This window comes from Vibrio sp. H11 (assembly GCF_004804295.1).
Classification (GTDB): Bacteria; Pseudomonadota; Gammaproteobacteria; order Enterobacterales; family Vibrionaceae; genus Vibrio; species Vibrio ostreae.
Map to the genome: position 1 here is coordinate 27,041 of NZ_SSHN01000002.1, position 26,617 is coordinate 53,657.

The following is a 26,617-nucleotide window of genomic DNA, read 5'->3' on the forward strand; positions in this document are numbered from 1 at the left end:
ATGGCCTTGGTTGAAAAACGCTCCACGCTCAAAGTGTGGGGCGATGTCATCTTCGCCATATTTTTGCGAGAAATTAAAAGCAAATCGAATGATAAACTTGGCGTGGCCTGGAGTGTCGTCTCTCCGGTCGCCTTTATCTTTATGCTTTCTTATATTCGCGGCCGAATGGATGGTGGGGAAACCCACGGTGTACCGACCTTCTACTTTATGGTGTTTGGTATGATCCTGGTGCAGTTTTTTCTCGGCTGTATCGGTTCAGTATCTGCTTCGATAAAGAAAAATAAGCCTCTGTATGCATTTCGTCAGGTACAGCCGATCAGTTCGATTATTGCCATTGCGGGCTTTGAGCTGCTCATCAAGCTGTTTGTGGTATTGATTATTGCCATACTGGCTTACTTCTTGCGAATTGATGGTCAGATTAATGATCTGCTGGAAATCTTATTGATCTTGTTGCGGGTATGGCTGATTGCGACCAGCCTTGGTGTGCTGTTTGCACTCGCAACCTGTTATGTGCCGGAAGTGGATAAGTTACGTTCACTGGCAATGCGGCCAATCTTTTTTATCTCTGGCATCTTTTTCAGCCTGCAGGATATTCCGCGTGATTATTGGCCTTATTTAACCTGGAACCCGCTGCTGCATGCAGTCGAGCTGGCGCGCTATGCCGCTTATCCGCAGTACGGTTATGAGGGAGTCAGCTATTTTTACCTGGATATTACGACTCTGGTACTGACCTTTTTTGCCCTGGCGTGTTATCACGCAAGTTGGAAGCAAGCCATCAGCCGCTAAATAGTGAGTGGCTAATTATTAGCGAGTAACTATTTGCCATTAATTACTAACGACAGTGCGCCCGATGGGACGCATTCAAACTTTATAAGAATTATCCATGAGCGAACCGACTACTGCACAGAAGTTTAAGCAGTTACAGCAAGATCTTACGCAACAAGAATTCAACAGTATTGAATTTCTCACCGCCAAAGCGGAACAGCTGGAAGCTAGTGACCCGGAACTGGCGAAACGTATCCTGCTTCGGGTTAGCAACCTGAAAAAGCAGCAGGCACAACCCGCCAAGCCGCAAGCGAAACTGACACCAAACAGCGAGAGTCAGGATAAAGCTCAAAGTCCGGTGCAAAATGCATCCGACGAAAACGCGGCTCAAGACGCTGAGGATCTGCCGCTGTGGCGACGCTGGTTTAACGCGCTGAAGAAATCGCATTTTTTCCTGCTGGTCGTTACGCCGACCCTGCTGTTTGCCTTTTATCAGCTGATTTGGGCGACTGATCGTTATGAGAGCCAGGCGCAGGTGATAGTGCAGCAGCCGGATGGGATGGCGACCATGGATGCCTCCATGGCAATCCTGACCGGATTAGGGGTGTCGAACAGCGGAGTCTCAGATACCGAGTTGGTGAAAGCTTATATCCTGTCGAACGATATGCTGAGTTATCTGGATGATAAGCTCAATTTGCGTGAGCATTACACCCAGTCCTCTATCGATCTGTTCAGCAGTTTGCCGGATGATGCGACCCGGGAAGATTTTCTTAAATATTATCAGGACCACCTCGAAGTCTACATTGACTCGAAATCAAGCATCGTACATGTCTACAGCCAGGCGTTTGATAAAGAGTTTGCTCATCTGCTCACTGAAACCATAGTCAAGCGTGCCGAGTGGTACATTAACTCGATTGGTCACCAACTGGCCGAAGCGCAGCTCAAATTTATCACCCATGAGCATCAGAACATCGAGCAGCGTTTGGAGCAGGCGCAGGTCAAACTGATGAACTTCCAGCAGCGTTATAATCTGCTCGATCCGACCGCAGAAGGCATGGCAATGCAGCAGATTGCCTACGGGCTGGAAGGGCAGGTATCAAGCAAAGAAGCAGAATTGAAAGGGCTGTCAGCAATCATGAGCCCGCATGCGCCGCAGGTTGTGCAGGCAAAAAATCAGCTTGCCGCGCTTAAAGAGCAGCTGATAAAAGAGCGCTCCAAATTGTCGGAAGAAGACGGCAAAGTGACCCCGCTGAGTGAAATCCTGGCCAGCTATACCGATTTAAAAGTCAAAATGGAACTGGCGCTGCAGGCTTATACTTCATCACAGGTCTCGCTGGAAAAATCGCGCATCGAAGCGTATCGCCAGCTTAAATATCTGGTAGTGGTGGAAGCGGCGACGCAGCCGGAAGACAACAAATACCCGGATGCCTTGTACAATATCTCTCTGTTTGCTGCTTTGGCGGCGATGCTGTTTGCCATTGGTAATATCATCGTCTCGACCATCCGCGAACTGAAATAACTCCCCCCAATAAGACATTGAAAATAATCATGCAAGGAACAGTTGGACTATGAATTTAACCGTCGAATCGCCGATTAATCCGTATGGACGTAAAGGGATTATTCTGGCCGGTGGCTCCGGCACCCGTCTTTACCCGCTTACCCAGGTGGTCAGCAAACAGCTGATGCCGGTGTATGACAAACCGATGATCCACTACCCGCTGGCCAACCTGATTATGGCGGGTATCCGTGAGATCTGCATCATTACCACCCAGGAAGAGCAGCACCGCTTTCAGCGCCTGCTGGGCGACGGCTCGCAGTGGGGCGTATCGCTGGAATACGTGGTACAGCCGTCACCGGATGGCTTAGCCCAGGCGTTTATTCTGGCAGAAGAGTTTCTTGACGGTGCACCAGCGGCATTGATCCTGGGTGATAACCTGTTCTACGGCCATGATCTGGCGAAATCGTTCCGCAATGCGAACAGCAACGGCGATGGAGCAACCATCTTTGGTTATCACGTGGCAGATCCAACCTCATACGGCGTGGTCGAGTTTGACTGTGATGGCAAAGTGCTGTCGATAGAAGAAAAACCGCAGCAGCCGAAATCCAAATACGCAGTTCCTGGCGTGTACTTTTTTGACCAAAACGTGGTTGAGTACGCGAAAAAGGTCAAACCATCAGTGCGTGGTGAACTGGAAATTACCGATTTGATTGAGCAGTACCTGCGAGCGGGCACTCTCAACGTTGAAGTGATGGGTCGCGGCACTGCCTGGCTCGATACCGGCACGTTGGATGACCTGCTGGATGCGGCGGTCTTTATCCGTGCGATTGAGAAGCGCCAGGGCCTTAAGGTTAACAGCCCGGCCGAAGTGGCCTACCGCATGGGCTTTATTGGTGAAGAAGAGATTCGCCGCATTGCCGAGCCACTGCGCAAATCCGGTTACGGTGATTACCTGCTAGGCCTGCTGGATCATAAAGTATTTTAAGCTTAGATCTTGATGCTTGGGCTTGAAGCTGTGAGTCGGCTTCAGGCTTTAGCTGTTGAGCGCGTGCCAGACAATAATTAATGATATAAATGGTATTAGCTATACCATGCAGTGGTTTATAAAGGTTTAACAATGAAATTTATTGATACAGACATTCCGGAAGTCAAAATTATCGAGCCTCAGGTGTTTGGTGATGAGCGAGGTTTCTTTATGGAGACTTTCCGCACCACACTGTTTAATCAGCATTGTGGCGAGCGCGAATTTGTCCAGGAGAATCACAGTAAATCCAGTCACGGCATTTTACGCGGCTTGCATTACCAGACGGAAAATACCCAGGGCAAACTGGTGCGCGTGGTGTCCGGTGAAGTGTTTGATGTGGCAGTCGATATGCGCCAAGCGTCACCAACGTTTGGCCAATGGGTGGGTGTGGTGCTGTCAGCAGACAATAAACGCCAGCTGTGGGTACCGGAAGGTTTTGCTCATGGTTTTTATGTGATGTCTGATGAGGCCGAGTTTGCCTACAAGTGTACCGACTTTTATAACCCGCAAGCGGAAGTGTCCGTCAAATGGGATGATCCGGCGCTGGCAATTGAATGGCCGCTGGTTAATAACCAAGCGCCAAGTTTGTCTGCGAAAGATGTCGCCGGCCTCAGCTTTGACGCAGCGCCAAAATTCTAACTGTGCCTTATTCCAGCGCGCCGCCGATATCACTGGTCACCGTTTCTCACGGGCATGAAGGCTATATTCGTGAGCTGGTCGCTTCGCTGATCAAGTTCTGGCCATCGCCGTTTGAGCTGATCCTGATTGATAATCTTAACAGTGATGCATTTGATTGCTGGGTCAAAGAGTGCAATCAACAGCTGAGCACGATGAACTCGTCGATCCGCTTGTATAAATTTAGCCAGCCCAGGTCGTTTAGTGTCGGTAATAATTTTGCCATCACTAAAGCGAGCTATGAGCACCTGTTTATTATTAATCCGGATTGCCAGTTCATAAATAGCTCGGTACAGAAGTGGTTTATCAACCATCGCGAAAAAATCGACGGCAACTTGTTTTATCCGTGCCTGCTAAACAGCGATGGTTCCCGCCAGCAAAATTATAACGAGTGGCCCAGTTTACCAAACCAGGCACTGCGTTTAATCCGAGCTAAGCTTGGTTTGCCGACCGGGCAGCGGCAAAAGCGGCGTGACTGGTATTTTGCTTCGGCCATCATCACCACCAAATCAACCTTTAGCCGTTTAAACGGCTTTGATGAGTTGTTCCCGCTCTATTGCGAGGATGTCGATTTGTGCTACAAAGCCAAATTACTCGAGATCCCTTGTGTTGAGGTGGAGTCAGTCAGAATGATTCATCATTTGGGTGGTGAGGCGATGCACAAGCATCTGCGTAAAGCGATTCACTCGAATCTGGTATGGCGCTATGTGCGGGTGCGTAATTATATCCGCATCAAGGTGCTGAAAAAGCCATACGATGAAGCATGGATGAAAACCGGCAGTGACGAAAGCGTGTATTGATATTGTGCTGGCTGCCTACAATGGTGAGCAGTTTATTGAGCAGCAGATAACTTCGCTGCAGGTTTCATCGGGCTATGAGCAACTCGTCGCCCGGTTAATTATTGTCGACGATGGTTCATCGGATCAGACGCGGGCGATCATTGCCCGCCTGCAACAGGCTGACCCGAAAATTGAGTGGCATAGTAATCGCGGGCCGTTACACGGCCCGTGCGCCAATTTTAATTTTGGCCTCAGCCTGACCACGGCAGACTACATCATGCTGTGCGATCAGGATGACATCTGGCATCCGCAAAAAATCGAGCGTTCACTGCAGGCCGTTATAGGAGCAGATCCACATCAACCGCGACTGGTGTTTACCGATAAGCGAATCGTCGATCAGGATCTGAATGAGTTATGCCCGAGCTTTTTTCAGCTGCGTAATATCTCCCGTGACTGGCACCACTCGACCGAAAGGTTACTGCAACAAAATGTCGCTTCCGGCTGCACCATGTTGTTCAACCGCGCTTTACTGCAACAGGCAATGCCAATACCGCCAGCCGCTTTTATGCACGACTGGTGGTTAGTGTTGGTTGCAAGGTTAAATGGCCAAGTGGTGTTTATTGATGAAGCATTAATGGATTATCGTCAGCACAGCAGTAACAGCCTGGGCGCGAAATCACACTCAGTGCTGTATTTAATCCGTCACTTCTTTCGTCACTTACAGCGTTTCGAAACGAACTTCTGGCATACGGTGGAGCAAGCCGCAGCGCTGCAAACCCGTTTTAGCGAAACCGGGGTGTTTAGCAAAACCGGGGGGGCAGAGGCAGACTTTGCTCGCCTTAAACATTATACCTATTGGCAGCGGCTTGGTTTGTTCTGTCAGGGCAAAGTTCGGCAACACAACTGGAAAGGGCAACTGGCACTGTTACTGACGCTGTTAAAGAGCCGATAGTCAGATAATTTTTAATATCGCTTTAACCGGTGTAATTTTTAGCAGTCAGAGTGGCAAAGGGAGACCAGGGGCCGGGCGCCTTGTTTTTATGACTAATGGTTTTTATGACCAATGGTTTTTACCGTTGGTATTTAACCGTTAGTATCTAATCACTAGTTATCACTAAAGTGCTCTCCCCTCAAAAGGAAGAGGCGGCCATACCGCCTCACACATTAAATCTGTTATTGAAAAAATTAATATGAAAATTCTAATCACTGGCAAAGGCGGTCAGTTAGCCTGGGAACTGGAACAAACAGCACCAAGCCAACACACCATTACGGCTTTCGATTCACAACAACTGGACATTACGAAGCAGCAGGCGGTATTTGATGCTATTACCGGGTATCAGCCGGATGTGGTGATTAACGCGGCGGCTTATACCGCGGTGGATAAAGCCGAAAGCGATAAAGAAACGGCTTATGCCGTCAACCAAAACGGCAGTGAAAATCTGGCACTGGCATGTAAAGAGCACAATGCCATACTGGTGCATGTCTCGACCGATTTCGTGTTTGACGGCAATCAGACCACGCCGTATCAGCCGGATGACCGCCCATGCCCGGTTAACGTGTATGGCGATTCGAAACTGCAGGGCGACCTGAAAATTGCAGCCATTCTCGGTAATCAGGCCACCATCATTCGCACCGCCTGGGTTTATTCCGCGCACGGCAATAACTTTGTTAAAACCATGCTGCGCCTGATGGCGGAAAAAGAGCAATTGGGTATCGTGTACGATCAAGTCGGTACACCAACCTGGGCCAAAGGCCTGGCACAGATGATCTGGAACCTGATTGAGCAGCAGACACAAAACACAACCGGCGCTGAATCAGAGCAGACGCAAATTCTGCACTGGACCGATGCTGGTGTGGCATCCTGGTATGATTTTGCCGTTGCAATTCAGGAATTGGCAGTCGAGAAAGGCTTACTCGACAAATCGATCCCGGTGCGCCCGATTCCCGCTTCAGCATACCCGACCCCGGCCAAACGGCCGAGTTTCAGCGTGATTGATAAAACCAGCGCTGAGCAAGCGAGCCAAACGGAGACCGTTTACTGGCGTAAGCAGCTGGCGGCAATGTTGGATGAGCTGGCAAGCTGTGACTAGCTGCTCAAAAGTTGCGGAATTGAAACAGAATTTTACTCTGTCTAACTTTTGCGACTTGTATTTCTCTAAACTACCCAACTTCACTTAACAACATAAATTTAAACATCATGAAACAACGTAATCTATTGGTAACAGGTGGCGCAGGCTTTATCGGCGCAAATTATGTCCACTACTGGCTGGAACAATACCCGAATGATAAAGTGGTGGTACTCGATGCGCTGACTTACGCGGGGAATAAAGATAATTTAACTCCGGTACAAGATAATCCGAACTTTATTTTTGTTCACGGCGATATCTGCAATACCGAATTAGTTGAAACTCTGCTCAAAGAACATCAGCTGGACACGATTGTACACTTTGCCGCAGAGTCTCATGTTGACCGTTCGATCACCGGCCCGGATGCATTTATCGAGACCAACATTCTTGGTACTTATAGCTTGCTTAAAGCGGGTAAAAAAGTGTGGTTGGATGAGCCAAAAGCTCAAGGCAAAGCGCCGTTACCGCACCGTTTCCACCATGTCTCTACCGATGAAGTGTACGGCACCTTAGGCCCGAACGATCCGGCCTTTACAGAAGAAACGGCTTACGCACCAAACTCACCATATTCAGCTTCAAAAGCGGCCTCTGATCACCTGGTGCGTGCTTACCACCATACCTACGGTTTAGAAGTCACCACATCAAACTGTTCCAATAACTACGGCCCGTTCCATTTCCCGGAAAAACTGATCCCGCTCATCATCACTAACATTCTGCACAACAAAGCGCTGCCAATTTACGGTGATGGACAACAGATCCGTGACTGGCTGTACGTGACCGACCACGCACGCGGCATTGACCTGGTGCTGAACCAAGGCCGACTGGGTGAAAACTACAATATCGGTGGCCATAACGAATGGGCCAATATCGATATCGTCAAAGTGGTATGCAAACTGATGAACCAGGCGTTTGCCGATGATGCAGAACTGGCTTCCCGTTACCCATTGGCGCTGGCGGCTAAGTCTGGCGAATCAGAATCCCTGATTACTTATGTCACCGATCGTGCCGGCCACGACCGCCGCTACGCGATTGATGCCACTAAGACCAATAACGAACTGGGTTATAAACCAGCGGAATCATTTGAAACTGGCATTAAGAAAACAGTGGAATGGTATTTAAATAATCAATCGTGGTGGTTGCCACTGATAAAGGCTTAAGGTCCGGGGCGTCAGTTTATGAGTGTTTGGTTTAAAAAAAAGTTGGGTAAGACGTTTGCTCCTGAGAATAAAGAAATGGGTGTTGTGGTTAAGGTGGAAGAAAGTGATGTTGAATCCCCATCGACAAAACAGGATCCGGATAAAGCAGCTATTCGCTACTGGATTGATTTAGCAGGCCGTTTCGACGGCGATTATTTGATCGTTAAGGGATGGTGCGTTCAAGAAGAGCAGCACGTGTCTGTTTCAGTCTCTAGTTCAGACGGAACCTTAGCGCATCTGCTTCAATCGCGCCGCGAGCAACGCAATGATGTCTTGAGCCATCTCAACTTGAATAACGAATTATTAGAGCCTGGCTTTTTTAAAATTTACGATATTGAACATGCATCGGGTGATTTGAGCATCACATTTAAGTCGCAAGATTCCGAATTAACTATCCCTCTGGAAGAAACCGGAGCATCACAGGAGCAATTACAATCTGCCTGGGATGAGTTTTTTAAAAATGTCGACGGTGATGCTATTGATACCACAGCAATGGACTCTGTTGCTGAATCGGAAGTAACAGAAGAAAGTGATGTTGAAGTTATTGATCTAGACCAAAAGATCAAGGAAGAACAACAGCGTCAGCTGGCAGCTGAACTGGCTCAGAATCCGATAAAGCATCACATCGAAAAAGTTGGTATCTACAACAACAAAATCTTAATGATACGAGGCTGGTGTGCTGATATCGATACTGAGGATGCCGTTACGGTAGTTGCCTCGAAAGATAGCAAACCTTTGAGACTGCTCAAGTGTATTCGCCGCGAACGTCGTGATGTGGCGGTGAGCTTTGGCTTACAAGGTGAAGATGTCAGCTATGGTTTCCTGCTGCTGCTTGAACTCACCTCATCACAAGACAAAGAATTCAAACTGACTTTTGCCAACAGTGCTCATACAAAAGATGTGGAACTTAAACAGTTTGACGCTATGGGCAAAGAAGAATTGGGTCAAAACCTGGTCGACAGCAATGCCTTTTCCTCCGGAAGTGCCAAATTATTTCTGATGCAGGTTCTGGGGCGTAGTTACATCGCTGAGTGTGAACCTCAATTCAAAGCGATTCACGAACTCAAAATTAATCTGCATATAGAAGCCGGTTTTGCACTGGACAAGGGATGTTTCTTCAGAGGTTGGTTGGATGATTTTCAATGCGATCTAACCGCTATCTTTGTCACTGATGGCGCAAAGTTGTCTGCGAACCTATTACCTAATTTAGTCAGAAAGGTTAGAGCAGATGTAAGCGAAGCATTTGATCATCTTCCAGCCAGTTTTGAAAGCGGATTTTATTGCTACAGTGAACTCTGGGATTATAAAGAGCCACTGTACTTACTGTTTTTTACCGAGTCTGGTCAGATAGCCCGTTTCCCGTTGCAGCTTAGTGCGGTTGAAGATAATGAAGTGACGGTAACGCAGCATATACTGCAAGATGTCGACCCACGTTCGAGCCGTGTTAATAAACTGTATCAGCAGCATATCTCTCCGGCATTGCTCTCTCTTTGGAAACACAGAACGGCGTTACCGCCTTTAGATGACATCAAAGTATATCAATTTGGTACAAAGGCAGAGCAACCAAGCTGCTCGGTCATTGTGCCCCTTTATGGCCGTTATGACTTTGTATTACATCAGATCAGCCAATTTGAGTACGATGAAGATTTTAAAAATGTTGACTTGATTTATGTGGTTGATGACCCGCGTATTGAGCAAGCGACAAAAGTCATGTGTGAAGACATTGCAAAAATGAACGATGTCTCGTTCCGTGTGGTGAGCGCTGGCCGCAATCTCGGCTTTGCCGGAGCGAATAATCTAGGAGTTCTATTTGCTGAAAGTGAGTACCTGTTACTACTCAATTCTGATGTGATTCCTTCTGAGTCTGGTTGGTTGAAGCGGATGCTGAACCAATACCAACAGACCGATAATATCGGTGCTATGGGTGTCAAGCTAGTCTATGAAGACGAATCTATTCAACACATCGGGATGAAGTTTGTTCAAAACAATGAATTTGGTCATTTGTGGCTCAATGACCATCAGTTCAAAGGTTTCCCTGAAGCCTTGGTACCTGAAGTTGGGTTAGAAAAATGCCCGACAGTCACGGCTGCCTGCCTGTTAGTTGAAAAACAGAAATATGATGCAATTGGTGGCTTTGATACCAGCTATATTCTGGGTGATTTCGAAGACTCGGATTTATGTCTGAAACTGCTGGAAAGTGGTTATGACAACTATATTCTGGGCACAGAAAAGCTTTATCACTTAGAGCGTCAGTCTCAGTCATTGGTCGACCAGGGTGACTGGAAATTCAAGCTGACTTTATTTAACGGTTGGCAGCATACCCAACGCTGGGATCAATTAATTCAACGTCTACAGGCTTAAGCAAATGAGCAAACAAAAAATTCTAATCGTCTCACATGGCCACCCGGATATTAGTAAAGGTGGTGCCGAAGTTGCGGCTTATAACTTGTATCAGGAATATCAGGCCAGAGGAATCGACAGCTTGTTTCTGGCCAGAACCGATCGCCCGGCACATGGTGGTTCTACCTTTTCTACTCGTAACAATAGTCAGGAAATACTGTTTCATACTCATATGTCAGATTTCTTCTTGTTTCAAAATGGCTACAAAAAGCATGTTTGGCAAGATTTTAAATCTCTGTTAGAGCAATATCAGCCAACAGTAGTCCATTTTCATCATTATATCCATATGGGACTGGAGCTGATTAAGCAGGTGAAACGGACTCTGCCTGATGCCAGAATCGTGTTAACGCTGCACGAGTACCTTGCGATTTGCGCGCACAATGGTCAAATGGTCAAACCTGGGCCACAGATGAAGCTTTGCTACAAAGCCACACCTTCAGATTGTGCCAATTGTTTCCCGCATCAAAATGCATCCGACTTTTTCTTGCGTGAAAAATATATTAAGTCGGTATTCAACCTGGTGGATCACTTTGTCTCGCCGAGTCATTTCCTGATTGACCGTTATAAAGAGTGGGGCATCGATGCAAGTAAGATGACCATGATTGAAAATGGCCAGCCTCAAGTAGAATTCTTACCACCAAGACCGTTAATGAAAGGTGAACCTCGTGGTAAGTTCGCTTTCTTTGGTCAGGTCAATCCGTTCAAGGGTATTGATACTTTGCTGGAAGCCTTTAAAGCGCTTCCTGAAGAAGTTTTGGATCAGGTTCATCTTGATATTCATGGTGCTAACCTGGATCAGCAAAGCAGCGAATTTAAAGAGAAAGTCGTCGCGCTATTGGAAGAGCTGGAAGGTGTGGTGACCATGCATGGCGCTTATGAATCCCATGAGATGGGCCAGCTTCTGGCACAGACCGACTGGGTAATCATTCCGTCCAACTGGTGGGAAAACTCACCGATGGTGATTCAGGAAGCCTACAAACATGGTCGTCCGCTGATTGGCAGTGACATCGGTGGAATGGCTGAAAAAATTGTTGATGGTGAGACCGGAATTCTGTTCAGAGCACGCAATCCTATGGACTTGGCTAATAAAATTGAAAATATCATCAGTGATAGCTCGAATTGGGAAGTGTTTGTTGAAAATATTCAGTTACCACTTACTATTGAGCAGTGTGCAGATATTCATCTAGATGAAGTTTATCCGTAGTATATGATATTATTGAACGTTATTTATAAGTAGGAATCTTATGAAAAAGTGTATACTCCACGTTGGATTACATAAGACTGCCACTAGTTCGATTCAAGAGACGTTGGCAAAAAATATTGATATTTTACAGTCTAACGGAATTGATTTTCCTATCTTTGATATGAATGGAATAAATGTAATAAATCATAGCATTCCTATTTATAGTTTGTTCCATGAGGAACCGAATGAATATCATATAAATAAAAGGTTTTCTATTGATGTTGAATTTCAAAATAACATTTACCTCAAAAAATTAAATGAATGTTTAGATGGCGATAATGATTTAATTTTATCAGGAGAGGATATATCGATCTTATCTAAAGATGCGTTAGTGAAATTGAAGAAAATCCTGGAGAATAAGGGATTTGAATTGTCTGTATATTGTGTTATTCGATCTCCTTATTCTTTGCTTTGTTCATTGGTTCAGCAGAACATTAAAGGAGGTGTTGCTAGTTTAAATAATCTTTCTGTCGTTAGTATATCAAATATAATCTCTAAGCTAGATGATGTTTTTGAGAATGTAAAATATTTTTCGTTTGAGAAACTTTGTTCATCTAATGCTGGTTTAATACCCCAATTTTTAAAAGAAATTGGAGTTGACTTTAATGATATAAAACCTATTTCAGTCAATGAAGGTGTCGGTAATAAGACTAGTCGTCTATTAAATTATATTAATTCCAAGTTACCTCTATTTGATGAAAGCGGAAAATTAAACCCAAGAAGAGAAGGTGTTCATCACTTCGATAGCCATGTTAATTGTGATAAAGATAAATTCTTGTTAACCGAAGATGAATTCAATATTGTTAAGTCTGATTTAGAGGCTGAAAATGAATTTTTGGCTAAACGGCTAGGAAATGATTTTTTTGATGAAAGTGTTCGCTTTAGTAGTAAATATATCAGTATAGATTCTGAATTTGTTAAAAATGTTGTTAGTAAATTTTCCTCTCAGCCAAAGGCAATAAAAAGATACGCATTTGAATATATTTATAGTTATTCAACGTTAAATGAGCTAGATGAATTTTTTGAACAAGATGAGCTTTTGAACAATTTTGAGATGTTAAGAAATACCGCTATGGCGTGGGAAAAATTGGGTAATTATAAAAATGCATTGTACTTTATGCTAAAAGCAAAAAATCTAAGGCCCAATGGTGAGCTAGTAAATAAAAAAATTGAACAGTACAATAAAGTGTTATTTTCTTGATTTTCAATTTATTTGATTTTTCAAAAAATTCTAAGGGTAAATTAATGAATGCATCATTTCGGCGTTATATTGAAATCCCTAAAAATATTCCAGACTTACATGAGTTGTCTTATTTAGAAGCGCCCTTAACTATTCAAGGTAATGTCAGACCGAATTGTTTGTTACAAGTGGGCGGCTTTACTGGAATTTATGGGAAGGCATCGAACATTAATTCTTGTAAAATCGGCAGGTTTTGTTCTATTGCTGACAAGGTTACTATTGGTCCCTCAGAGCATCCAACTGATTGGTTAAGTACTTCTATGATGCAATACCAGACTAATTTACATGGCTGGAAAAATATGTTCTTAGAATGTGGAATACCGTATCATGAACCTATCGATCGCTATCGTCCTAGAATTCCTCCTGTAGAAATAGGAAATGATGTGTGGATCGGGGCGCATGTTTTTATCAAAGCTGGTGTAAAAATCGGTGACGGTGCAATCATTTCGGCTGGATCCGTGGTTATAAAGGATGTGCCAGCATATTCTATTGTTGGGGGAGTCCCAGCTAAGGTTATCAAGTATCGATTTAATAGTGAAATTATAAAAAGGTTAGTTGATATACAGTGGTGGAAATATAATGTGTTCTCAATTGAGAATTTTCATTTCTCTAATGTGGTTGAATGTATTGAAACCATAGAATTACTGTTAGAAAAAGATCAACTAAAATTGTTAAAACTAGAAAAAATACCATTTAAAGACTTATAGAATGACCAATAATACATATATTTACCTAACAACGCAGACATCGGCAACTGATTCTATGTTAAGGATATTTACTACGATTCAAAACTCAAGTTTTGATGATGCTAAATATATCGATAAGTTTCTTTCTAAGAATTCAGTAGATGCTCTTAAAGATGCTGATCTACCAAGTGACGGAAATTTACACCGTTTCAATCTCCCTACTATGTTCGATGTAGGAAAAGTCCATGATGAACATAAATTAATTATTAACTATAGAGATCCTCGAGACCATTTTTGTAATGTGTATCACTGGCGTTTTAGCCACCCTGTGCGTGGTGAATCTGAAGAACAAAGGGAACTCAGGTTATCCGAGCTAAGAAAAAAATCTGTAGATGACTTTGTACTCGAACAAGCAAATACGAAATATTATGAAAACATAGTTAAGGCGCTGACTGAACTTGATCCTAAAAAGTTCTCGGTATTGACATATGCTAGGCTTTGCTTAGGTTTTGATTCTTTTATTAGTAAATCTGCTGACTTTCTTGAATGTGAACTAACTAAAGAAATCAGAGATAATTTAGAAGTCGAAAGAATCGATAATCTTTCTGATAACCCTAGATATATAGGAAATAAATGGGCTGGAGCTGATGTTTGTCCCGGAAGATATAAAAGAGAGCTAAAGCCAGAAACAATTAATATTCTTAATCAAAGATTTGAAAAAGTACTGGCTGTCATGGCAGAACACGATCCAGATTTTGCAACTTACTATAAGTAGAATGAACTATGAATATTTTAGACTGTACGTTACGTGATGGTGGCTACTACAACAACTGGGATTTCTCCAACGAAGTTGTTGAGGCTTATTTGAAAGCAGTTAGCTCTGCTAACATTGATTACGTTGAGCTTGGATTAAGAAACTTTCCTAAATCAGGTTTTGTAGGAGCTTATGCCTACACTACTGAGCAACATCTTAACCAGCTTTATCTGCCTGAAGGGCCGACATATGGTGTAATGGTTGATGCGAAAACCATTTTAAGTTCATCGCTGGATCCAATCGCAGCAGTTGATGCTTTGTTTGTTCCGTGCGCAGAGAGTAAAATTAATCTGGTTCGTGTCGCTGCTCATTTTCATGAAGTAGAAGATTCCGGCCCGATAGTTTCTCGTCTAAAGGAGTTAGGTTATATTGTCGGTTATAACCTGATGCAGGCAGGTGGTAAGCCGGATGAAATGATCGCAGAAAAAGCGCGTATTGCCAAATCTTGGGGTGATAACCTCGACGTACTTTACTTTGCCGATTCCCTTGGCAATATGGATTCTTCAGAAGTTGAACGTATTATTAAAGCGCTCCGTACTGAGTGGCAGGGGCCTTTGGGTATTCATACTCACGATAATATGAGTAAAGGGTTAGACAATTCAATTGCCGCAAAAAATGCAGGTGTCGAATGGCTTGACGCCACTATCACCGGTATGGGACGCGGAGCTGGCAACACACAGACTGAACGCTTGCTGGCGGTGTTGGGTAGCGAAAGTTTATATAATCCACAACCTGTTTATGATCTGGTTGTGCGTCATTTTGAAGGTATGCAAAAACAATATGGTTGGGGAACAAATCTGTTGTATTTCTTAGGCGCTCAAAATGATGTTCATCCTACTTATATCCAAAACTTATTGTCCAGCAGCCATTTTGGTACAGAAGAGATAGTCGGTGCTATTAGTTACCTGAGCCAGCTTGAAGGTACAACTTCTTATAACGGAGCTGTTTTGGAAACGGCAGTATCATTTAACTCGACTTCAAACGAAGTGACAGGCACTGATAGTCTAGTAGAAAAATTTTCCGGTAAAGAAGTGCTAGTGATTGCTAATGGAAAAACCAGCAAGCAATACAAAGATGCGGTCGAATTGTATATTAAAGAGAAGCAGCCGGTCGTACTTTCAGTCAACCTGGTGGAAGACATTGATAACAGCCTGGTCGATTATTTTGTATTGTCACATAATGCTAAGTTCTTGTCGGATTTCGAGCGCTATAAGCAGCTTTCTCATCCTGTTATTTTGCCAAAACACCGCTTTAGTGAAACTGAAATGACTTCATTGAATCATCTGGAAGTCTTTGATGTTGGTTTTGATAGCAATGTGGATGCTCTTAGTGTAGATAGCACCAAAGTTAACTCATCCTATGATTTAACCAGCGCCTATGTACTTGGTTTGTTGGTCATTGCCAAGCCAGAGAAGGTTAGTCTCGTCGGGTTTGATGGCTACGAAAAAGGAGATAGTCGCCAGCAGGAAATGGTTGATGTAATTCAACAATATCATAATGTTGAAGGTTCAATCGTACTTACGTCACTGACTCCGACGACTTATCCAGTGCAGCAAGGGTCTGTTTATGCAATCCATTCATAACTATGACATTTATATCTTTGATTGTGATGGAGTTATTCTTGACTCAAACCAACTGAAAATTGATGCTATGGAAAGAGCGTTATGCGCTCTTTCGTTTGATAAAAATAAGATAGATACTTGTATCTCTTATTTTGCTAATAATTTTGGTAAATCACGTTTTCATCATGTTAATGTCTTTCTTGATGATATTTTAGAAGTTGGCTTAGGTAGAGATACTCTTAGGGACGATATTCTTGAAAGTTTTTCTAATCAGTGTAAAACACTTTATATTGAAGCAGATCTAACTCCTGGTTTTTTGGAATTTGTTGAATGTTTACAAGGTAATAAATATGTAGCAAGTGGTTCAGAGCAATCGGAGTTACGGGAAATATTTAAGTTGCGTGGACTGGATAAATATTTTACTAATGTTTTTGGTTCGCCAACACCAAAGGCTACATTACTAGAAAATATTTTAAAGCAAGAATCTAATCCTAAAGCAATTATGTTTGGTGATGCGATTTCGGATTTGGAAGCTGCGATTAAAAATTCGTGTGAATTTATTGCATATATTCCATTTTCTAATGTTCCTGAAAAAATAAAAAAAGCGTCACTTGAACACGATTATAAAGTTATACTAAATTGGGAAGAATTAGCATGTTAACTGTGTTTTTGCCTTGTAGGAAAGGAAGTCAACGGATACCTGATAAAAATGTTAAGAGTTTTGCTGGTATTGAAGGTGGTCTGTTAAATATAAAGCTAAAGCAACTAACAGAGATTAATTCAGTGGATCAGTTCATCGTTTCATCTAATGATGAAAGAGTTTTAGAATTTGCTGCTACAATTAAAGACACTCGAATAGTACTGGATGAAAGGCCTGATGAATTAGGCAGTAGTTCCACTACAACAGATGAGCTTATTGCTTATGTACCCAGTTTAATTAAAGAAGGACATATACTCTGGACTCATGTAACGTCCCCCTTTATAGATACCTATGATTATCAGAGTGCAATTGATTTGTACTTTAGTAAATTAGGTGAAGGTTTTGATTCGTTAATGACAGTTCTCAAGCTGCAAGGATTTATTTGGGATGATAAAAAACCACTGAGCTATGACCGTAGTCAATTAAAATGGCCAATGACTCAAAATATCAAGCCACTTTTTGAAGTCGATAGCGGGATGTTTATTTCTCATATAGATAACTATAAATTATATGGAGATAGGATCGGTGTTAGACCTTATTTATTGACCCAGGAAAAAGCGAAATCGGTTGATATCGATTGGCCTGAAGATTTCAGATTAGCTGAAAAATTGTGGGGTAATAAAATTATAGATTTCTAATCTATTTGAAAGTTATCTTATAGTGAATTATAGATGGTGAACTTCTCGTGTCTATTCTATGTTATCTTGGCTTATATATTTTCTACCCACCTATGATAAAGTTTCACACAGCCTATGAATTTAAAACTACTTAACGCTGCATTGGTACTAACGCCTAAAAAGCTGCAAAGTAAAGCTGTAGCGAAAGCGATGAATTTCTTGTTTCCTGCGTCACTATATCCCTTTAATCACGTTCGCACGCTGCGACTGGAAGTTACGGATTTAAAGCGCCATTGGCGTTTGAAGATAGATAGTTCAGGTTGTCAGCCTGAGTTTGGCAAATGTGATGTTGATGTAACAGTGCGTGCTTCATTAGATATCATTCTGGCCGCACAGGACTACCATCAACTTCAAGCATCATTGAAAAATGGCGATATAGAAGTGATTGCTGATCCTCAAGATAAGGCTTTGGTTGAAACAGCGCTGCAGAAAGTCACTCAGGCTCGTTTAGACTCATTGGTTGAACGTTGCTATGCATTTCTTAAACTCAAACCCAAACCACGCTTTGATATCCAAACGGTGACGTTTGCAGATATTAAAACAGCAAGAGATGTTGACTGGGTTCGTGACCAAGCAATCAAACTTGAAGACACCGATTTGATTGAAGCGTTACGCTTAATGGAGATCGCACATAAAGCAAGACCTAGTGGCCCTTTGATTAAGAAGAAAGTGGAGAAATACAGATTAGCCCTAGAACCTAATGAAATTATTAGTGATTAGGAAATTTTATATAATATATGTGAGTTTTCACATTATTAATAATTCATATATATCACAACGAATACTTAAGTAATCTATACAAATCTGTGTTATGTATCTCAAATTCCTCCAATATGGTATGGTGATCGACACTTTTATGGTTTGGTAATCGACACTTTTGTAAATGAAGGTTGATTCTCGAAGTATATACAGGCACATTATGGCGGAGAACATCACCACGGTGCAATTCTGGTTGAATATTATACTAATCTAAGATTGGATCAACCACGTAACCACGGGTGCAGATACTTAGTCATTTGTATAGGAGTCATAATCGCTTGAATCAGAAAGTTACAATCATAAACCGTGATGATTTAGTTGTAGATTATTTTTTTTCGAATGAAGATTCCAAAGGCCTTGTCGTCACTTTCACCGAAAGAACAAATCGCGAACTTAGTGGTTCCGGTTTTGGGGGCGAAGTTTTACTAGAGAATAATTATGATCTTATTGCTATAAAAACTTCTAAAGACATTTGGTATGAGAATCTCAGCATAAATGATATTGATACTATAAAAAGTTTTTTAAAAAGGATTAAAAATTCTTACTCTTTGATTGCTAGCTATGGAAGTAGCATGGGTGCATATGGCAGTATAAAGTTTGCTAAAGCATTTTTTGTAGATCGAGTTATCGCAATTTCTCCTTTATTCAATATAAAGAATGACTGGGAGCATAGATGGGATACGGATATCCCATTTATGAATAGTTCAGAAATGATTGTTGATACGGATCTATGTGACTCTATTGAATATCATTTTTTTTATGATCCCTATGATAAAGATGCTATTCATATAGATAGTTATCGTAAACTCATGGGTGTCAATCTTAATGAGTATAAAATAAAGTTCGCTGGGCATCCTGTTAGCTACTGTTTAAGAGATATGGGACTACTTAAGATGGTTTTAATATCCCTTTTAGATGGGCTGAATTTCCCTACCAAAAAATTAAATGTCCCGAAAAAAAAACAACAATCTGTTTCTTATTTATTTTGGTTTTCTGAGTATTTAATTAAAAGGTGTAAGTTTAATTCTGCCTTTATAGTTAATAATAGGTTGCTTGCGATCAATAGTGAAAATTCCGAATATCATATGCAAAAAGCAAAAATTTTAAATGGACTCAATTTGTTAGAGGAATCTATCATTGCGTGTGATCTGGCGATTAAAATAAATCCTAATAATCCACATTTTGGTTATTATAAAGATCTGGTTTTAAATAAGATTGATTCAACTAAGTGAAATAATATCTGTTTGTTTTTTTATTATAAGCCACCGCTGATTGCGGTGGTTAATTTATACGTTAACGATATTTATAGACTATATCTATACAGAGTTTTTATATTTTTAATATTAGGTATATTTATACGTAAATATAAATTTTCTGTAAGTAAAAAATAAAAGTATGGTATGCCAAGTATCGAGATAAAGCAACTGAAGAGTATCATTCGACTCTGCAGTTGACGACAAACTAACGACGGATGCTCCTTCTTTCTTTGGCTGTAAACCAAACCCGACTTCGAAGAAGATGAATTTTCACTCGGTTTATTTTATAACATTAACAAATAATAAGGTATTAACAACGTCATGATTAAAAAATGTTTATTTCCTGCCGCTGGCTACGGCACCCGTTTTCTTCCGGCAACCAAATCCATGCCGAAAGAGATGATGCCGGTGGTCAACAAACCGCTGATTGAATATGGTGTCGAAGAGGCGATTCACGCCGGTATGAATGGGATGTGTATTGTTACCGGGCGTGGTAAGCACACTCTGATGGATCACTTTGATAAAAACTACGAGCTGGAACATCAGATCGAAGGCACCAATAAAGAAGATCTGCTGGTTGATATCCGCCATTTGATTGACTCGGCTAACTATACCTATATTCGCCAGCGCGAGATGAAAGGGCTCGGTCATGCGATTCTGACCGGGCGTGAACTGGTCGGTGATGAACCGTTTGCCGTGGTGCTGGCTGATGATCTGTGTGTCAACCCTGAAGGGGATGGCGTACTTAAGCAGATGGTGAATTTGTATAAGCAGTTCCGCTGCTCGATTGTGGCAGTGCAGGAAGTGCCGCGTGATCAAACCCATAAATATGGCGTGATTGCTGGTGAAGCAATTCGCGATGATTTGCTGCGCATTAATGATATGGTAGAGAAGCCAGCCCCGGGGACCGAGCCAAGCAACCTGGCGATCATCGGCCGTTATATTCTTACGCCGGATATCTTTGAGCTGATTGAAAATACCGAGCCAGGCAAAGGCGGTGAAATTCAGATCACCGATGCGCTGCTCAAACAGGCGCAGCAAGGCTGCGTGATTGCCTATAAGTTTAAAGGCCAGCGTTTTGACTGTGGTTCGGTTGAAGGTTATATCGAAGCGACCAACTTCTGTTTTAATAACCTTTATTTGCAAGATACAAAGGCTGAATTAAAACAGCAGCGTACCGAGCGCCAGCCGGTTAAAGAAGCTGAGCTTGCCTGACGCAGCCCTTGGCTGAAGGATAAATACGTAATCATAGCAAGCGCAGCATAAGGCTGCGCTTGTTTTGTATGGCTTCTGTTGTATGGATAGTGCTCTCAAACAGATGCGTTATCGGTTATGACTTTTTCGGCCATACCCCGCCGGTCAGGTATAATCCGACGGCGGTCAGGACCGGATAGCCAAACGCCTCATTGATCATTTCTCCTATCGGTTGCCACTCAAATCCGTGCATGCAGCCGACGATCACCAGGCTGTGCAGCAGCACGTAGGGTACGGTAAACAGCAGTACAATACAGCGTTGCACCAGTTTGAACGGCTCAAAGGCTTTGAGCAGATCGAGTTTGTATCCGGCCTTTTCCTGATTGGTAAAGAACATTGCATCTCCTGTCCGGGTCATTGCGTCTAAGCTTTTTTCCACCAATGAAGTGCTGCCAAAAATACGGCTCCATAAACTCATGTGTTGCTCCCTGTTTGGTGTGTTGCAAAGTCTGTTGCATGCAGGTTGATCACCGGGCAAGCCTTATGTGAAGACCAGGCATGGTGCGGTTTGACCTGCTCGTCAGTGAGTGCGTAGCGTGCTTGCAACTCGGCGATCAGAGTGAACAGCGTTTTGCGCTGCGCCAGGGTAAAGTTATCTTGTGGCTGCAACTGCTTATCGCAGCCACCGATGAGGCAAATGCCTAAGTTGCCTGGGTTGTGTCCGTACACGTGAGCGCCGGTTTGCTCTGCCGGACGGCCGATTTCAAGCGTGCCATTGCGTTTAATCACCCAGTGATAACCAATATCCTGCCATCCTTTGGCCTGATGCCAGCGCCGTATTTCGGCGGCATCGATATCTTGTCCGGCATGGGTGGCACTGCAATGTATGGTCAGCCACTGGATTGACGGCCGGGCCGTTGGTGGAACCTGCCAGTTTGTATGGGGGGCCATAAGCTAGTTCTCCTCTGCAATACTCAGTTGTTCCAGGGTGGTGAAAAATGCGTCCAGGTCATGTTGCAGCTTTCGGTGTGGTAGCTGAAAACGCTCTGCCAGCGCTTGCAGGCTGCCATGGTGCAGCCAGACAAACAGCGCCAGTTGAAAGCCCGCCGGGTGTAAACCAGCGGCTTTGGCAATCAGCCAGATAAAGTCTTCACGGCCTGGCTGTTTACCGGGCGGAAAGTAGTTCTCCTCTTGGTGATGGACCGGGTTATAAACATAAATAAAGCGACGTATGGCTGTCGTCATGCTCATTTCCTATCTCAGGCGGACAGGGCGACTTTAGGTGTTTTTTTGTCCGGAGGGACGGGGCTGCAAGACTAAAATTGAGCGTTTTCCGCACGGCGTGTTAAAAGTTAGAACGAGTTCAAATGGGTTTGTAATTTGGGTAGTTAATCAGCTCTTAGCGCTGCGAGGTGGCTTGTATTTTTGAACTAAGATCGCAAATTTCTACCCATTAATAGAACCCTCATGTGGTTAAGGCTGGTTTGGTAGTCCTCCGTATAATCAAGAGGATACCTGTATGAGCCATACTTTAGTTGCCACCTTCATGAAAGTCAGAACTGGTTCGCCGATCAGTAAGCTGATTCTGCTGAAACTGGCGGATAACGCCGATATTCATGGCCGTTGTTTCCCTTCATACCAATATCTGGCCCGGTATTGCGAGGTGTCGCTGCGTACTGTCAAACAGCATGTCCGGCAGCTTGAGGCTTTGGGTTTGCTTGAGCTGGTGCATCGCTTTGATAAACGGGGCCGGCAGCGCAGTAATCTGTATCAGTTGCGAACGCCCGCGCATTTGCATATTGAGTTGCAGGCGGATACTGCGTTTAACTGCATCAGCCAGGGGGAAATAACTGCGCCGACAGGTGGTGCAGCAGATGCACCGATAAACTCCCATAAAGAAATGTTTTTATTACAAGGGGGGCATTTCACGGCGAAAAAGGAGCCTGTACCGTCAAGAGCAGCCGATCAAATGGTGGCGGAGTTTGCGCTCAGTGAGCAGCCGAATCCGTTTGCTGAGCGTATTGAAAGCCTGATTCGTCAGCGCCGTGAAACGCAGCAGAGACCATCTTCACATCTGGAGGGGTTATGATATCGCCACTCTCTCTGGATGAAGAAAAACAAATTCTGTCTTTGTATATCGCACCTGCCACCGGACGGCCACGAGAGTTACTGGACGTTTTACTTGATGTCTACCCGTGTCCAATCAATGAAGATCAATTAAAACAACGGCTTTCGATGGATGGAAAGTTTGCCTTAAAGTCCGTATTGCGTAATGCGAAAATTTTTATCGACCTGCATAAGCGCTATGATGCCTCATCCAAACAGTGGTATTATCGCCTGGATGATAGTTGCATCAGGATCGCAAAGATGAATCGGTTTATGAACCAATTTCCGATACCGTGTTAGTGTTCTGCAACCTAATTTGCCGCTTCGTTCCGGAGCGGTTTTAAATATAAAAGTATAGTAAGTAAAACGGATATTAATGGGACAGGTATGCCACTGCTAAGAGTTGCACGAAAAATAAAATCAAAATTGTCAGGACAAAATGTACCGGCAGCGGACTATGTGTACCACCTGGATGCGTGTTTCAATCATGTTGTCAAAGGTTGGGTCTATAAAAAGAGCGACCCGAGCAAATCGGTGCACGTTGCTTTTAAACAGGGGAATCACACCTTCTGTGAAGTGATGGCGGATCAACCGCGCGAAGATTTAGTTGAGGCAGGCTTACCAAAAACGGATTGTGCGTTCGAAATCGCCCCGGATCTGGAACAGAATACATTAACTCCGACTCTGGCGGATCTCTATGTTGATGGTATTAAAATCAACGCTGAACCTGTGGTATTTGCGATGGATTATCAACTTTTTGTCAAGCAATTGACTCAACACCCATCTTCTTCATCTTAATATCTTACAAAATTACTAAATTAGTACAGGCATCAGATGGCTATCGAATCCTTGCAGCAGCTGGGGGCAGTGTTTTTGTCTCCGGTGCTGACCTACTTTAACCAGCATTTGCTCACGCATCAGCCTGCCGGCAGACCACTGTTTTTTCTTGCCCGCGAAGGGTATTGGCTGCAACAGGCGTTTCAGCGCTACGCGCAGGCGCAGCAGCATGAGGCAGACACACGTTATCTGCTGGTGTCACGTGCGTTCTTGTTTAAAATCGGTTTGCTGCAACCGCAAACCTATCCTTATTCACTCAACTTCAAATTCTCCGGTACCTTACACGAGTTAATGCGCAGCCGGTTTATGCTCAGTGATACTAAAATTCGCCAGGTATTCACGGAAAAGGAGTTCAGTAAACAGCTTTTGCTTCCTCAGCAGCTGGATAAAGTCTCCGCTTTGCTGCAAGACAAAATCCCTCAACTGACACCTGTGATTTCTACCTCCAGTGATGCGTATCGTCACTACCTGACCGAACTGGGCTTTTTTGAGCACGGTGTGGTTGATGTGGTTGACCTGGGGTATGGCGGAACCATTCAAACCTTGCTCAGCCTGATTTACAAAGTGGATACGGTTGGCCACTATCTGATCGCGTCGAATCCGGGTGAACAGTCGCTGGGTGAAAACAGAGCTGTGATGAATGGTTATCTGCATGAAGGCGTGAAACTGGGTGAGGGTTATGTTCCTTTAGACCGCTCGATGTTTCTCGAAGGATTACTTACCGCGCCTGTTGGCCAGTTTCAGGACATTCGCCTCAGCCCTCTGCCGCATGTCACTTTTGACTATTACTATGGCCGAAAAGTGTCTACTCAGCACCATTTTCATTTGGTCGAAGCTGTCTGCCAGGGTGCCCTGGCGCAACTTGAATCTTTTGCACAGCTGGGCATTGAGTTTACCAAGCAGGAAGTGGAGTCTCTCTACACCACGTTTGTCACCAAAAAGGGGCTTCTGCCGCGCCACAGCTGGCCGTTGTTTGAAATTGATGACGATATTGCCAGTGAGGGAACCGTGAATGGTATCGACTTCTTCGGATTGAGAGTATGAATTACAGAGCTATGATTAAACGGCGCTTTCCGAAAGTGGAGCGCACACTGCGTAACAATCCGCAACTGATGAAACTGGCGGTCAATGTCGAAGGTCGCCTGTTGCAGCGCAGGATGAAAAAACTGTCACAGAGTTATGCTGTCAGCGGTGTGAAGTTCGATGTGCACCAGCAACAGTTGCTGAATGAAGCCAAACAGCATGGTTTGTTTGATTTTAATTGGTACTGTCAGGTGCAGAACCGGCCGTTCAGCTCCGAGCAGGAAGCGTTCAGTGACTACCTGCACAAAAGCTGCTTTTCTTCAGTCAGCCCGAGCCCTGCCTTTGATAACCTGACCTACCAAAAACATAATCTGGATGTCTATCACTCCAATATCAGCCCGTTAGCCCATTACTTGCAATCGGGGCGGCAGGAAGGGCGGATTACGGCACCATTTTCGCCTAAGTGGACCCCAACCAGTACGCTGGATATTACTCCGGCTCCTCAGTTGCTTAAACAGGCTAAAGTCGCGGTTTGTCTGCATATCTTTTATGAAGACTTTATTCCTTATTATGCCCGTTGCCTGCGCGATTTTCCGGCTCAGGTGGATCTGTTTATCAGTGTCAGTGATAAAGCCTATCAGGCCTCCATTGATGAGCATTTGGCTCCGCTGGATTCGGTGCAGAAGATTGAAGTGGTTGAAGTACCAAACCGCGGACGCAATTTTGGCCCGATGCTGGTCGAGTTTGGCCGTCAGCTTCTCGATTACGATCTGTTTTGTCATCTGCATTCGAAAAAGTCGCTTTATTCCGGTCGTCCGCAGACCCAGTGGGCCGATTATCTCGGTGAATATCTGCTCAAAGACCATGCAGTGATCGCCCGGGTGATGACCCAGATGCTGCAGGATAGTGAGTGCGGCCTGTACTATCCGACCTCATACACCATGATGCCGGACTGGGTGAATCACTGGCTCAAGAATAAACCGTTCAAAGGTGAATTTTTTCAGCAATGGGATTTACAGGATCACTCTGAGTTTCTGGCTTACCCGGTTGGCGGTATGTTCTGGGCCAAACCTGAGGCGTTAAGACCGCTGCTGGAGAAAGAGTACCAGTACAGTGATTTCCCTGCAGAGCCACTGCCTAATGATGGTTCTCAGCTGCATGCGTTAGAGCGTTGTATCGGCTTGCTGGCGGAACGCCAAGGGTATACCCAGCTGTTTTTCCACCCGGAACTGGCCAGTTTCACTCAGGATAAAGGCTATCTGTTTACCAATTACGTCAGCACCCAACAGCAACTGCTGCACAAAGTGCAAATGTTTGATGTTATCTCTTTTGATGTGTTTGATACCCTGGTGCGCCGCAGCCATTATGTGCCGGATTATGCCAAACTAAAACTGGGCCAGTATCTGGTGTCGCAAGGCGTGGTTGCTGATGCGAAAACCTTTGTTGAAGTGCGTAATCAGGCCGAGTTTCTGGTCCGTCAGGATAAAGAGTTTCAGGGTGATGTGACCATTTTTGAAACCTATCAAAAGCTGGCAACATCACAGGGCTGGTCCGAGCCGCAGGCGCAGCAATATGCTGAGATGGAGTTTGCTTACGATCTGGAAATGATTGAAAGTAAAGATGAAGTGGTCGATGTGCTCAATCAGCTGATTGGTATGGGCAAAACGGTCTACATCATTTCGGATACCTATTATACCGAATATCAGATCATCCTGATGCTGCGTAAAGCTGGCGTCACTAATGGGTACCGCCTGTTTGTCTCTTCGGAACTGGGGCTGCGTAAAGATAACGCCACCATGTGGTCTTATATCAGTAATGAGCTCAAAGATAAGAGCCGTTTTGTCCATATCGGTGATAATGCCGTCGCTGATGCCCAGCTGCCAGGAGACTTTGGCTTAGCCAACCTGCATATTCTTAATCCGATCGATAAGTGGCAGGCTGCGGGATGGAGCAATCCGTTTGCCGGCGGTAACGAATTAAATGAACAACAGATTTTAAAATGGGGACCGCTTGTCAGTCAGTTTGGCCGCTTCCCGTTTTTAGGTGAGTAAGCAGTA

At 44.0% G+C, this 26,617-nt stretch carries 25 protein-coding genes and 1 pseudogene; 23 read left to right on the forward strand and 3 right to left on the reverse strand.

The annotated features are described in order from the left end of the window. The 19 genes from E6C74_RS02900 (at position 1) to galU (ending at position 20,615) form a co-directional block, all read left to right on the forward strand. Positions 1–786 (forward strand): ABC transporter permease, encoded by a 786-nt coding sequence (locus tag E6C74_RS02900; protein ID WP_136483215.1) that lies wholly within the window; start codon positions 1–3, stop codon positions 784–786. 97 nt (positions 787–883) lie between these two features. Continuing rightward, the gene (locus tag E6C74_RS02905; RefSeq protein WP_136483216.1) at positions 884–2,284 is read left to right on the forward strand and encodes a lipopolysaccharide biosynthesis protein; all 1,401 of its coding nucleotides are present in this window, start codon (positions 884–886) and stop codon (positions 2,282–2,284) included. A 49-nt stretch (positions 2,285–2,333) separates the two neighbouring features. After that, a complete protein-coding gene (rfbA, locus tag E6C74_RS02910; protein WP_136483217.1) occupies positions 2,334–3,248 on the forward strand; it encodes a glucose-1-phosphate thymidylyltransferase RfbA in 915 nt (304 codons plus the stop codon). A 132-nt stretch (positions 3,249–3,380) separates the two neighbouring features. Further along, positions 3,381–3,926, forward strand: coding sequence for a dTDP-4-dehydrorhamnose 3,5-epimerase (gene rfbC, locus E6C74_RS02915; RefSeq protein ID WP_136483218.1), 546 nt, complete (start codon positions 3,381–3,383; stop codon positions 3,924–3,926). A gap of 2 nt (positions 3,927–3,928) precedes the next feature. Then, on the forward strand, positions 3,929–4,762 hold the full coding sequence (locus tag E6C74_RS02920; RefSeq protein WP_168796944.1) for a glycosyltransferase: 834 nt from the start codon (positions 3,929–3,931) through the stop codon (positions 4,760–4,762). After that, positions 4,743–5,693: a glycosyltransferase family 2 protein gene (locus E6C74_RS02925; protein ID WP_136483220.1), complete on the forward strand. Its 951-nt coding sequence runs from the start codon at positions 4,743–4,745 to the stop codon at positions 5,691–5,693. The genes E6C74_RS02920 and E6C74_RS02925 overlap by 20 nt, the downstream gene beginning before the upstream one ends. Before the next feature lie 211 nt (positions 5,694–5,904). After that, positions 5,905–6,831, forward strand: a complete 927-nt coding sequence (gene rfbD, locus E6C74_RS02930; protein ID WP_276605439.1) for a dTDP-4-dehydrorhamnose reductase — start codon at positions 5,905–5,907, stop codon at positions 6,829–6,831. 107 nt (positions 6,832–6,938) lie between these two features. Next, positions 6,939–8,024 carry a dTDP-glucose 4,6-dehydratase gene (gene rfbB, locus E6C74_RS02935; protein ID WP_136483222.1) on the forward strand — a complete coding sequence of 362 codons (1,086 nt, stop codon included), beginning with the start codon at positions 6,939–6,941 and terminating at the stop codon, positions 8,022–8,024. Between the two features lie 18 nt (positions 8,025–8,042). Beyond that, positions 8,043–10,424 (forward strand): glycosyltransferase, encoded by a 2,382-nt coding sequence (locus E6C74_RS02940; protein WP_136483223.1) that lies wholly within the window; start codon positions 8,043–8,045, stop codon positions 10,422–10,424. A 4-nt stretch (positions 10,425–10,428) separates the two neighbouring features. Next, complete coding sequence (locus E6C74_RS02945) at positions 10,429–11,667, forward strand: glycosyltransferase family 4 protein (protein WP_136483224.1); 1,239 nt, start codon at positions 10,429–10,431, stop codon at positions 11,665–11,667. 40 nt (positions 11,668–11,707) lie between these two features. Beyond that, positions 11,708–12,907 carry a hypothetical protein gene (locus tag E6C74_RS02950; RefSeq protein ID WP_136483225.1) on the forward strand — a complete coding sequence of 400 codons (1,200 nt, stop codon included), beginning with the start codon at positions 11,708–11,710 and terminating at the stop codon, positions 12,905–12,907. Between the two features lie 44 nt (positions 12,908–12,951). Further along, on the forward strand, positions 12,952–13,653 hold the full coding sequence (locus E6C74_RS21185) for a CatB-related O-acetyltransferase (protein ID WP_136483226.1): 702 nt from the start codon (positions 12,952–12,954) through the stop codon (positions 13,651–13,653). 1 nt (position 13,654) lies between these two features. Then, complete coding sequence (locus E6C74_RS02960) at positions 13,655–14,407, forward strand: sulfotransferase domain-containing protein (RefSeq protein ID WP_136483227.1); 753 nt, start codon at positions 13,655–13,657, stop codon at positions 14,405–14,407. A gap of 8 nt (positions 14,408–14,415) precedes the next feature. Then, the gene (locus E6C74_RS02965; protein WP_136483228.1) at positions 14,416–16,029 is read left to right on the forward strand and encodes an aldolase catalytic domain-containing protein; all 1,614 of its coding nucleotides are present in this window, start codon (positions 14,416–14,418) and stop codon (positions 16,027–16,029) included. Beyond that, a complete protein-coding gene (locus E6C74_RS02970; protein ID WP_136483229.1) occupies positions 16,013–16,669 on the forward strand; it encodes an HAD family hydrolase in 657 nt (218 codons plus the stop codon). Before E6C74_RS02965 ends, E6C74_RS02970 begins: the two co-directional genes overlap by 17 nt. Next, a complete protein-coding gene (locus E6C74_RS02975) occupies positions 16,663–17,346 on the forward strand; it encodes an acylneuraminate cytidylyltransferase family protein (RefSeq protein WP_206208373.1) in 684 nt (227 codons plus the stop codon). The genes E6C74_RS02970 and E6C74_RS02975 overlap by 7 nt, the downstream gene beginning before the upstream one ends. Before the next feature lie 114 nt (positions 17,347–17,460). Beyond that, positions 17,461–18,105 carry a hypothetical protein gene (locus E6C74_RS02980; protein WP_136483230.1) on the forward strand — a complete coding sequence of 215 codons (645 nt, stop codon included), beginning with the start codon at positions 17,461–17,463 and terminating at the stop codon, positions 18,103–18,105. Positions 18,106–18,422: 317 nt separating this feature from the next. Beyond that, positions 18,423–19,376, forward strand: coding sequence for a hypothetical protein (locus E6C74_RS02985; protein ID WP_136483231.1), 954 nt, complete (start codon positions 18,423–18,425; stop codon positions 19,374–19,376). A 345-nt stretch (positions 19,377–19,721) separates the two neighbouring features. Continuing rightward, a complete protein-coding gene (galU, locus tag E6C74_RS02990; RefSeq protein WP_136483232.1) occupies positions 19,722–20,615 on the forward strand; it encodes a UTP--glucose-1-phosphate uridylyltransferase GalU in 894 nt (297 codons plus the stop codon). Positions 20,616–20,730: 115 nt separating this feature from the next. On the opposite strand, the gene E6C74_RS02995 is transcribed toward galU, so the two are convergent. The 3 genes from E6C74_RS02995 to E6C74_RS03005 are packed head-to-tail and all read right to left on the reverse strand — an operon-like array spanning position 20,731 to position 21,839. Continuing rightward, entirely contained in the window at positions 20,731–21,072 is a 342-nt protein-coding gene (locus E6C74_RS02995; RefSeq protein WP_136483233.1) for a hypothetical protein, read from the reverse strand. Beyond that, positions 21,069–21,545 (reverse strand): N-acetylmuramoyl-L-alanine amidase, encoded by a 477-nt coding sequence (locus E6C74_RS03000; RefSeq protein ID WP_136483234.1) that lies wholly within the window; start codon positions 21,543–21,545, stop codon positions 21,069–21,071. Before E6C74_RS03000 ends, E6C74_RS02995 begins: the two co-directional genes overlap by 4 nt. Before the next feature lie 3 nt (positions 21,546–21,548). Further along, positions 21,549–21,839 carry a hypothetical protein gene (locus E6C74_RS03005; RefSeq protein WP_136483235.1) on the reverse strand — a complete coding sequence of 97 codons (291 nt, stop codon included), beginning with the start codon at positions 21,837–21,839 and terminating at the stop codon, positions 21,549–21,551. Positions 21,840–22,113: 274 nt separating this feature from the next. On the opposite strand from E6C74_RS03005, the pseudogene E6C74_RS21105 reads away from it, so the two are divergent. From E6C74_RS21105 to E6C74_RS03025, 4 genes and pseudogenes are all read left to right on the forward strand, one after another. Further along, positions 22,114–22,395: pseudogene (locus tag E6C74_RS21105) on the forward strand (helix-turn-helix domain-containing protein); the annotation flags it as partial. Positions 22,396–23,087: 692 nt separating this feature from the next. Beyond that, entirely contained in the window at positions 23,088–23,498 is a 411-nt protein-coding gene (locus tag E6C74_RS03015) for a hypothetical protein (protein ID WP_136483237.1), read from the forward strand. A 36-nt stretch (positions 23,499–23,534) separates the two neighbouring features. Beyond that, on the forward strand, positions 23,535–24,581 hold the full coding sequence (locus E6C74_RS03020; protein ID WP_136483238.1) for an HAD family hydrolase: 1,047 nt from the start codon (positions 23,535–23,537) through the stop codon (positions 24,579–24,581). Continuing rightward, a complete protein-coding gene (locus E6C74_RS03025; RefSeq protein WP_136483239.1) occupies positions 24,578–26,611 on the forward strand; it encodes an HAD-IA family hydrolase in 2,034 nt (677 codons plus the stop codon). The genes E6C74_RS03020 and E6C74_RS03025 overlap by 4 nt, the downstream gene beginning before the upstream one ends. The last annotated feature ends 6 nt before the right edge of the window (positions 26,612–26,617 follow it).

Excerpts from the sequence above, each read along its gene's own strand:
- E6C74_RS02900 (WP_136483215.1), top strand. The coding sequence starts at position 1 with ATGGCCTTGGTTGAAAAACGCTCCACGCTCAAAGTGTGGGGCGATGTC.
- E6C74_RS02905 (WP_136483216.1), top strand. The coding sequence starts at position 884 with ATGAGCGAACCGACTACTGCACAGAAGTTTAAGCAGTTACAGCAAGAT.
- rfbA (WP_136483217.1), top strand. The coding sequence starts at position 2,334 with ATGAATTTAACCGTCGAATCGCCGATTAATCCGTATGGACGTAAAGGG.
- rfbC (WP_136483218.1), top strand. The coding sequence starts at position 3,381 with ATGAAATTTATTGATACAGACATTCCGGAAGTCAAAATTATCGAGCCT.
- rfbB (WP_136483222.1), top strand. The coding sequence starts at position 6,939 with ATGAAACAACGTAATCTATTGGTAACAGGTGGCGCAGGCTTTATCGGC.
- E6C74_RS02940 (WP_136483223.1), top strand. The coding sequence starts at position 8,043 with ATGAGTGTTTGGTTTAAAAAAAAGTTGGGTAAGACGTTTGCTCCTGAG.
- E6C74_RS02945 (WP_136483224.1), top strand. The coding sequence starts at position 10,429 with ATGAGCAAACAAAAAATTCTAATCGTCTCACATGGCCACCCGGATATT.
- E6C74_RS02950 (WP_136483225.1), top strand. The coding sequence starts at position 11,708 with ATGAAAAAGTGTATACTCCACGTTGGATTACATAAGACTGCCACTAGT.
- E6C74_RS21185 (WP_136483226.1), top strand. The coding sequence starts at position 12,952 with ATGAATGCATCATTTCGGCGTTATATTGAAATCCCTAAAAATATTCCA.
- E6C74_RS02960 (WP_136483227.1), top strand. The coding sequence starts at position 13,655 with ATGACCAATAATACATATATTTACCTAACAACGCAGACATCGGCAACT.
- E6C74_RS02965 (WP_136483228.1), top strand. The coding sequence starts at position 14,416 with ATGAATATTTTAGACTGTACGTTACGTGATGGTGGCTACTACAACAAC.
- E6C74_RS02970 (WP_136483229.1), top strand. The coding sequence starts at position 16,013 with ATGCAATCCATTCATAACTATGACATTTATATCTTTGATTGTGATGGA.
- E6C74_RS02975 (WP_206208373.1), top strand. The coding sequence starts at position 16,663 with ATGTTAACTGTGTTTTTGCCTTGTAGGAAAGGAAGTCAACGGATACCT.
- E6C74_RS02980 (WP_136483230.1), top strand. The coding sequence starts at position 17,461 with ATGAATTTAAAACTACTTAACGCTGCATTGGTACTAACGCCTAAAAAG.
- galU (WP_136483232.1), top strand. The coding sequence starts at position 19,722 with ATGATTAAAAAATGTTTATTTCCTGCCGCTGGCTACGGCACCCGTTTT.
- E6C74_RS02995 (WP_136483233.1), bottom strand. The coding sequence starts at position 21,072 with ATGAGTTTATGGAGCCGTATTTTTGGCAGCACTTCATTGGTGGAAAAA.
- E6C74_RS03000 (WP_136483234.1), bottom strand. The coding sequence starts at position 21,545 with ATGGCCCCCCATACAAACTGGCAGGTTCCACCAACGGCCCGGCCGTCA.
- E6C74_RS03005 (WP_136483235.1), bottom strand. The coding sequence starts at position 21,839 with ATGACGACAGCCATACGTCGCTTTATTTATGTTTATAACCCGGTCCAT.
- E6C74_RS03015 (WP_136483237.1), top strand. The coding sequence starts at position 23,088 with ATGCCACTGCTAAGAGTTGCACGAAAAATAAAATCAAAATTGTCAGGA.
- E6C74_RS03020 (WP_136483238.1), top strand. The coding sequence starts at position 23,535 with ATGGCTATCGAATCCTTGCAGCAGCTGGGGGCAGTGTTTTTGTCTCCG.
- E6C74_RS03025 (WP_136483239.1), top strand. The coding sequence starts at position 24,578 with ATGAATTACAGAGCTATGATTAAACGGCGCTTTCCGAAAGTGGAGCGC.